A 6,768-nucleotide genomic window follows, 5' to 3' on the forward strand; every position below is an offset into this window, starting at 1 on the left:
ATATTTATTTTCAATATATATTTATCATCTAACCTATCTATAGTGATATTAGACCACAGATGATTTTGTAATAAATCTATGCCTATTTCATTATATTCACTAATTGATTTTTTTCTGCATTTGCAACAGAACTAGCAATAATATGATATGTTATGTATCGGGATGTTTATTAAAGGATTGTTTAAATTCTAAAAAAGGAGTTTTTACAATGAACAAAAACATTAAAAAAATTGCTGTTGCTACGATTGCTACTTCTCTATTAGGTGGTCCTATATATTCTACAGTAGAATCAGGTGTAGCTAATGCTAAGACAGTTAAAACAGTTGATGAAGAAATGGAACAAAGAGAAAAAATCGGAAATGCTTTATTAGAAGAGATAGACAATAGCAAAGAAGATTTTAATGATCCAAGTGTAGCAGAAGAATTAAAAGGACAGGTTAAAAATTATAAGAATGGTGTCTCAGAAAGAGGAAAAGCTACTATAACAGCTAAAGCAGGAGCCAAAGCTATTAAAACTACTGTTAATAAAGTTGGAGAAAAAGCTTGGAATAAATTAGTAGCTAAAGTAGAAAACACTACTGGTACAAAATTAGTTATGTTCCATTATCAAAGTATTAATAAATTTTGCGATATTTTAACAGGATTTGAAGGTAATTTAGCTGATGGTATAGCTAGTGGATTAACTAATAATTTTGGTTTTAATAAACAATTTGCATATGTTGTTGCTAGAGCTTTCATAGCTATTGTTTTATAGGTTTTTGTGATGAGTAATAACAAAAAAATTTATTTAGTAATTTTGATAATAACTTTTATTATTTATGTATCATTACCTGTTGTTCTTGGTAAGAATACATTCGATGCTCGTTTATTTGCTATTTTTCCTTTACTATTTTTGGGAGCATTTTTGTTTTCATCAAATAATAAAAAATAGTGGTTTAACGGCACTGAACCCCTTAAACGGGAACTTAATAAAAACACTATGCTCTAGGCTGCTAATTCTCTGTATTTTACAGGGGATAAGTAGCCTAGTTTTTGTTGAATTCGATTATTATTATAGTTTTTAATGTACTTTTCGACCATATCTATTACAATGTGATTAGGGCTATTAAGCTCATTGTTGATGTAGAAAGTTTCAGACTTTAGTGAGGAATGGAAACTTTCTATCGGGGCGTTATCGGCAGGTGTTCCCTTTCGGGACATACTTCTGATAATGCCTTTTTCTTCGCATAATTGATAATAAGCATAGGATGTATAAACACTACCTTGATCACTATGTAATATACAACCCTCAGGTATATCGATTTGATTTAATGTATCATTAACTAAACTTTGGTCTTGTTTGTCATCTATTTTATACGCCACAATTTCTCCGTTATAAATATCCATTATCGAAGATAAATACAACATAGAATGACCAAATGGTAAATAAGTAATATCGGTTGTTAATACTTCCATGGGACAACTCGCTTTAAATTGTCTTTGTAATAAATTGTCTGTTTTATAATATGGTTTACCTATTCTTGTCGTCTTTTTAGGTCTAACTCGGCAGTTCAATTGATGCTCCTGCATAATTCTCTGTACTCTCTTATGATTAATTGGTGATGTATAACACTGATTAACCAAAGCTGTAATCTTACGATAACCGTATGTATAGTGATTAGCTTCACATAATTCAATGACTTTTTGTGTTACGGTATCATTTTTATGGGTTTTGTTTTTCCATCGGTAATATGTTGATTTAGATATTTTTAATACTTCTAGTATCAATTTGATTGAATATTTTACTTTTAATTGATCCACTAAATCTATGATTACTGCTGGTACCACTTCCTTTCCAATTCCTTGTACTTTTTTTAAATATCCATTTCTATATCTTTTCTCTTATTTTCTAATTTTAATCGTTCTACTTCTGCAATTCTTTTAATCCTTTACCGTAGGTATATTGTTTTCCAACGTGTTGTGAAAATCTATAACTTTCATCATTTCGATACCATCGCCACCAAGTTTCCACTTGTGTTTTATTTTTAATATTTAATTCTTTCATAATTTCTTTTGTCGAAAAACCAGCTATTTTCATTTCAACTGCTTTATACTTTGTTTCTACTGAATAAGATACTCTTTTTATAGAAAAAACACCTCCGTATGATTCATTTTAATATGAATTCAACGAAAGTGTTTTTATATAATTCCCACTAATTGGGGTCAGCCCAACACGTAGAAACGTATAAAGCAACTTTTTCTATATTTTAAAATGTACCTGGATTAAAATTTGCTTTCCATTCATTGAACGGCCAGTATCTTAATACAACTTTACCTACAAGTTGTTTCTTATCGATTAAACCGACTTCTGGGAAGCGACTATCCACACTATTTTGTCTATTATCTCCTAAAACTAAATATTTATCTTTAGGAATTTTGGTTTCTCCATTAGCACCTTCAAGCTGGCTTGATTTGAATGTACCTGTTAAATATTCACCTTGTTTATGCTTTTTATTGTAATCTAAATAAGGTTCAGATACTTTTTTATCATTTACGTATAATTGATCTTTTTTATATTCTACTTTATCGCCAGGTGTACCGATAACACGTTTGATAAAGTCACGTTGTGCGTCTTCATGAAAGACCACGACATCTCCATTGTCGATATGATTTAATGATTTTGAAATTTTACTTACTATTACTTTATTTCTGTCTTGGAACGTTGGATACATGGAAGAACCTGATACTGTATAAGATACAGCGATAAATTTCCATACAAACCATACTACTAATAGGGCTCCTCCTATGGCTATGACCCATTCTAATATTTCTTTTTTCAAGTTAACCCCGCCTATCATCATCTTTTATAAACATAATTTACTTTATCACAAATTCATTGCAAAGTCGTTTCACTTATCTTTAAATATGATAACGTTCTTGACTTTCATTTTCTTTTGGAAAATATGTATCTCTTACACAGCGCCTTACGATTAAATCAAAATAGAGTAGATATCTATCATAAAACTCCTGAAGTCATTATAAATATGATTTCACCTCTATCACCTTGGTAGCTTTATAGTAACAAACCTCTCTCCTGATTACTATTCAAGATGTCACTTTTAAGAATGCCCGCCTGCTTATTTTTTCAACATTAACCGAACCTTTCACATCCGTAAGTTATGGCTCTTACTTTGTAAGGTTAGATAAAGGCAACCATTCCCGTATGCTCTTACAATTATAAATGTAATAGAAACAAGGAGTGATAAATAGTGAAAACGTTAAGAAATTTTCTAATTGCAGTCGTTATTATTGCAGTTATTGCTATTGGAGGATTATTTGGATTAAATGCTTATTCTAATCAACATCCTAATAATCGCTCAGTTAACGATTGGAACAAATTAAATCCATTGGCGCCGACCCACAAGTATTATGTAAAAACACAAAAACCTTCAAAAGTTGAAGTCTTCGATAAAGAGAAAGATTTCCGTACTTATTACTATGACCAAAAAGGTTACGAAAAAGATGGACAAGCTAAAAAAATTGAGTATACAGCTGCTAAAAAATTAAAACCTAATCATTACCTTGTAGTCAGTGAAAAATCTCATACCATTACGTCATACGAAGAAGTTAAAAAATCAGATATTCCTGAAAAAGCGAAACAAAATTTATAAATTTCATTAAGGAGTGTAAGTCATTATGCCAATTTTAAACGTCAATCATTTATCGAAAGTATATGGAAGCAAACAAGAATACAAAGCCTTGAACGATATTAACTTTTCAGTGGAAGAAGGAGAATTTGTCGCCATTATGGGACCGTCTGGATCAGGTAAGACTACCCTGCTCAATGTAATTAGTTCTATTGATAATATTTCTGGTGGCACTGTGGAAGTAAGTGGCAACGAAATTAATAAAATGTCAGATAAAAAGTTAGCGCAATTTCGAAAAAAAGAATTAGGATTTATCTTCCAAGATTACAGCGTTCTTCCTACTTTAACTGTTAAAGAAAATATTATGTTACCACTATCTGTTCAAAAAGTAAGTAAAGACGATATGGAGAAACATTATAAAGAAGTGACGGAAGCGTTGGGTATTTATGATTTAAGCAATAACTATCCTAGTGAGATTTCTGGTGGACAACAACAACGTACGGCAGCGGCACGTGCTTTCGTGCATAAGCCTTCAATTATCTTTGCGGATGAACCTACTGGTGCATTAGATTCAAAAAGTGCTAAAGATTTATTAAATCGTCTTGAAGAAATGAATAAACAATTCAACAGTACGATTATCATGGTTACGCATGATCCATCAGCAGCTAGTTTCTCTGAACGTGTCATTATGCTAAAAGATGGCCATATTCACTCAGAAATTCATCAACAGAACAAAACAAAACGTGATTTTTACAACGAAATTATTCAATTACAGTCAGCCTTAGGTGGTGTCGCAAATGACGTTTAATCAAATTACCCTTAAAAATTTAAAAAGTAATATTAAAAACTATGCTTTATATCTATTTTCATTAATATTAAGTGTTATTTTATATTTTAGTTTTGTAACTTTGCAGTATACCCATAGCATCAATAACGGTAGCTCTCCTAAGGTTATTCAAAGTGGCGCTAAAGTGGGTGCTGTATTTCTATTCATTATCATTATTATTTTCTTAATGTATGCGAATCATTTATTTATTAAACGTCGCACACGTGAATTTGCGTTATTCCAACTTATCGGATTAACACGAGGTAATATTTTACGCATGTTAGCTGTTGAACAACTGACTTTCTTTATAGTCACTGGTATTTTAGGAATCCTTATTGGTGTGGTAGGCTCGGAAATTTTACTGAGTATATTAGTGAAGATGATGCACTTGTCAGTACACGTGTCAATTGGATTCGAGTTACCTGCTTTGTTTCAAACTATCTTCATGTTAATTCTAGCGTTTATGTTAATAATGTTGCAGAACTTCCTTTTCCTAAAAAAACGAACAATCTTATCAATGATGAAGGATAGTACGAAGACTGAAGCGACTAAAGCGAAGATTACGATACCAGAGCTTATTGCGGGTATCTTAGGTATTGTGATGATGGTACTTGGTTATTACATTTCTACTGAGATGTTTGGCCAGTTCCAAGAACTAACAATGGCGCTTGCTTCACCATTCATCATTTTATTCTTAACTGTCGCGGGTGCATATTTATTCTTTAGAAGTTCAGTATCTGTCATTTTTAAATCTCTGAAAAAGTCTAAACATGGGCGTGTATCGATTACAGAGGTTGTGTTTACATCATCAATCATGCACCGAATGAAGAAAAATGCGATGTCATTAACAATTATTGCTACTATTTCTGCCGTTACAGTATCGGTGTTATGTTTCGGCGCAATTAGTAAAGCAAATACGGACTTTAATATCCAAGCTACAACGCCTCAAGATATTAACTTTTCAAAAGAACAATCTGCACAAAAATATGAAAAATTGTTAACACAAAATAATATTAAATATAATGAAAAAGTTTACGAAAATTCGAATACTTCAATTAAAAAAAATGATGTTCTAAAAAGTAAAACTGGCGATTTAATGCAAAATGCTAATGTAGCAGTTATGGCAGATAAAAATATTAAAGGAAATCATGCGACAATCACTAACTTACAAGGACCTTTACAAGGTATGGTAGATATTCATACAGATAAGGATATTACTCTAAAAGGTAATAAAGAAGTCACTTTCCATGTAGATAAACGTAACGATGATGAAGTTATTCCGATGAATGCGTCTATGGGTGGTCCGGTGCTTAAAGTCAGCTCTAGTAATTATGATGCATTGAAGTCAAAAGATAAAATTGCGCATCACTATGGCTTCAATATCACAAATCATCACGACTTATCAAAAGCTGAAAAATTAGCTAAAAAAGTGAGTCAGGGTGTCGAATTAAAGAGTGAATCGAAAAAAATGATTGATGAAAGCACGGGTATCTTGATGTTTGTATCTTCATTCCTTGGATTGGCTTTCTTAGTCGCGGCAGGTTGTATCATTTATATCAAACAAATGGATGAAACTGAAGATGAAATTAATAATTATCGCATCTTAAGACGTATTGGTTTTACTCATACTGATATGATGAAAGGGTTAGGTTTAAAGATTCTGTTTAACTTTGGTTTACCGTTAGTCGTTGCCCTATTACATGCATTGTTTGCAGCAATGGCCTTTATGAAACTACTAGGCGAATTTGCACCAACTGCCATTACTATTGTTATGGTCGTTTATTCACTGGTATATCTTATCTTTGCGATGATTTCATTCATCCATTCCAACCGTATTATTAAGCATTCAATTTAAGCTTTTTTGAAAAATAAATATTGGAGGATTTTATTATGAATATTAAAGAATCAATTCGAAAATCTTATGAAGATTTATTAAGCTTAAAAGTTAATTGGTTTAACGGTTTAATATTAGTACTAATCGTCTTTGTTTTAAGTAGTATCGCTACACCGATTGTCGGTGTACCTGTAGGCTTACTTGGTGGCGGTTACTTCCTAAAACGCTACGAGGAAAAGAACAACTAAGTACCAAACAACTGATTTAATTATGTGAAAGCTAAGAGGAGTGGATATAGCCACTTCTCTTGGCTTTTTTTGTAAACTACACTTTCTCGACATTTTTACTAATGTTTTTCATAGCAAAATTATTAATTCAAAATAACATAAACTTACCTTTACAAAGCTATATTTTTAATATAAATAATTCATGCATAAAACATTTATTTACTCAATAAAAATTCTTAATCTTATCTTATAAAT

At 31.4% G+C, this 6,768-nt stretch carries 6 protein-coding genes and 1 pseudogene; 5 read left to right on the forward strand and 2 right to left on the reverse strand.

The features are described 5' to 3' along the window. Positions 1 to 208: 208 nt before the first annotated feature. Complete coding sequence (locus CD128_RS07235; RefSeq protein WP_103329349.1) at positions 209 to 754, forward strand: hypothetical protein; 546 nt, start codon at positions 209 to 211, stop codon at positions 752 to 754. 230 nt (positions 755 to 984) lie between these two features. Here CD128_RS07235 and CD128_RS07240 read toward each other — a convergent pair. Together CD128_RS07240 and lepB are read right to left on the reverse strand one after the other, a co-directional pair. Then, positions 985 to 2,077, reverse strand: a pseudogene (locus CD128_RS07240) (IS3 family transposase). A 169-nt stretch (positions 2,078 to 2,246) separates the two neighbouring features. After that, entirely contained in the window at positions 2,247 to 2,819 is a 573-nt protein-coding gene (lepB, locus tag CD128_RS07245; protein ID WP_103329350.1) for a signal peptidase I, read from the reverse strand. Between the two features lie 429 nt (positions 2,820 to 3,248). Here lepB and CD128_RS07250 point away from each other — a divergent pair, with 429 nt between their 5' ends. From CD128_RS07250 to CD128_RS07265, 4 genes are read left to right on the forward strand one after another with little or no spacing between them, the layout of a single operon-like run. After that, a complete protein-coding gene (locus CD128_RS07250; RefSeq protein ID WP_167797469.1) occupies positions 3,249 to 3,650 on the forward strand; it encodes a YxeA family protein in 402 nt (133 codons plus the stop codon). Between the two features lie 25 nt (positions 3,651 to 3,675). Next, complete coding sequence (locus CD128_RS07255; protein ID WP_103329352.1) at positions 3,676 to 4,434, forward strand: ABC transporter ATP-binding protein; 759 nt, start codon at positions 3,676 to 3,678, stop codon at positions 4,432 to 4,434. Beyond that, positions 4,424 to 6,307 carry an FtsX-like permease family protein gene (locus CD128_RS07260; protein WP_103329353.1) on the forward strand — a complete coding sequence of 628 codons (1,884 nt, stop codon included), beginning with the start codon at positions 4,424 to 4,426 and terminating at the stop codon, positions 6,305 to 6,307. Before CD128_RS07255 ends, CD128_RS07260 begins: the two co-directional genes overlap by 11 nt. Positions 6,308 to 6,342: 35 nt before the next feature. Beyond that, positions 6,343 to 6,534 (forward strand): VraH family peptide resistance protein, encoded by a 192-nt coding sequence (locus CD128_RS07265; protein WP_103329354.1) that lies wholly within the window; start codon positions 6,343 to 6,345, stop codon positions 6,532 to 6,534. The last annotated feature ends 234 nt before the right edge of the window (positions 6,535 to 6,768 follow it).

It is taken from the genome of Staphylococcus croceilyticus, assembly GCF_002902575.1.
Lineage (GTDB): Bacteria > Bacillota > Bacilli > Staphylococcales > Staphylococcaceae > Staphylococcus > Staphylococcus croceilyticus.

Bases quoted from the DNA above. Each gene is read 5' to 3' on its own strand.
- CD128_RS07235 (WP_103329349.1), top strand. From the start codon at position 209: ATGAACAAAAACATTAAAAAAATTGCTGTTGCTACGATTGCTACTTCT.
- CD128_RS07255 (WP_103329352.1), top strand. From the start codon at position 3,676: ATGCCAATTTTAAACGTCAATCATTTATCGAAAGTATATGGAAGCAAA.
- CD128_RS07260 (WP_103329353.1), top strand. From the start codon at position 4,424: ATGACGTTTAATCAAATTACCCTTAAAAATTTAAAAAGTAATATTAAA.
- CD128_RS07265 (WP_103329354.1), top strand. From the start codon at position 6,343: ATGAATATTAAAGAATCAATTCGAAAATCTTATGAAGATTTATTAAGC.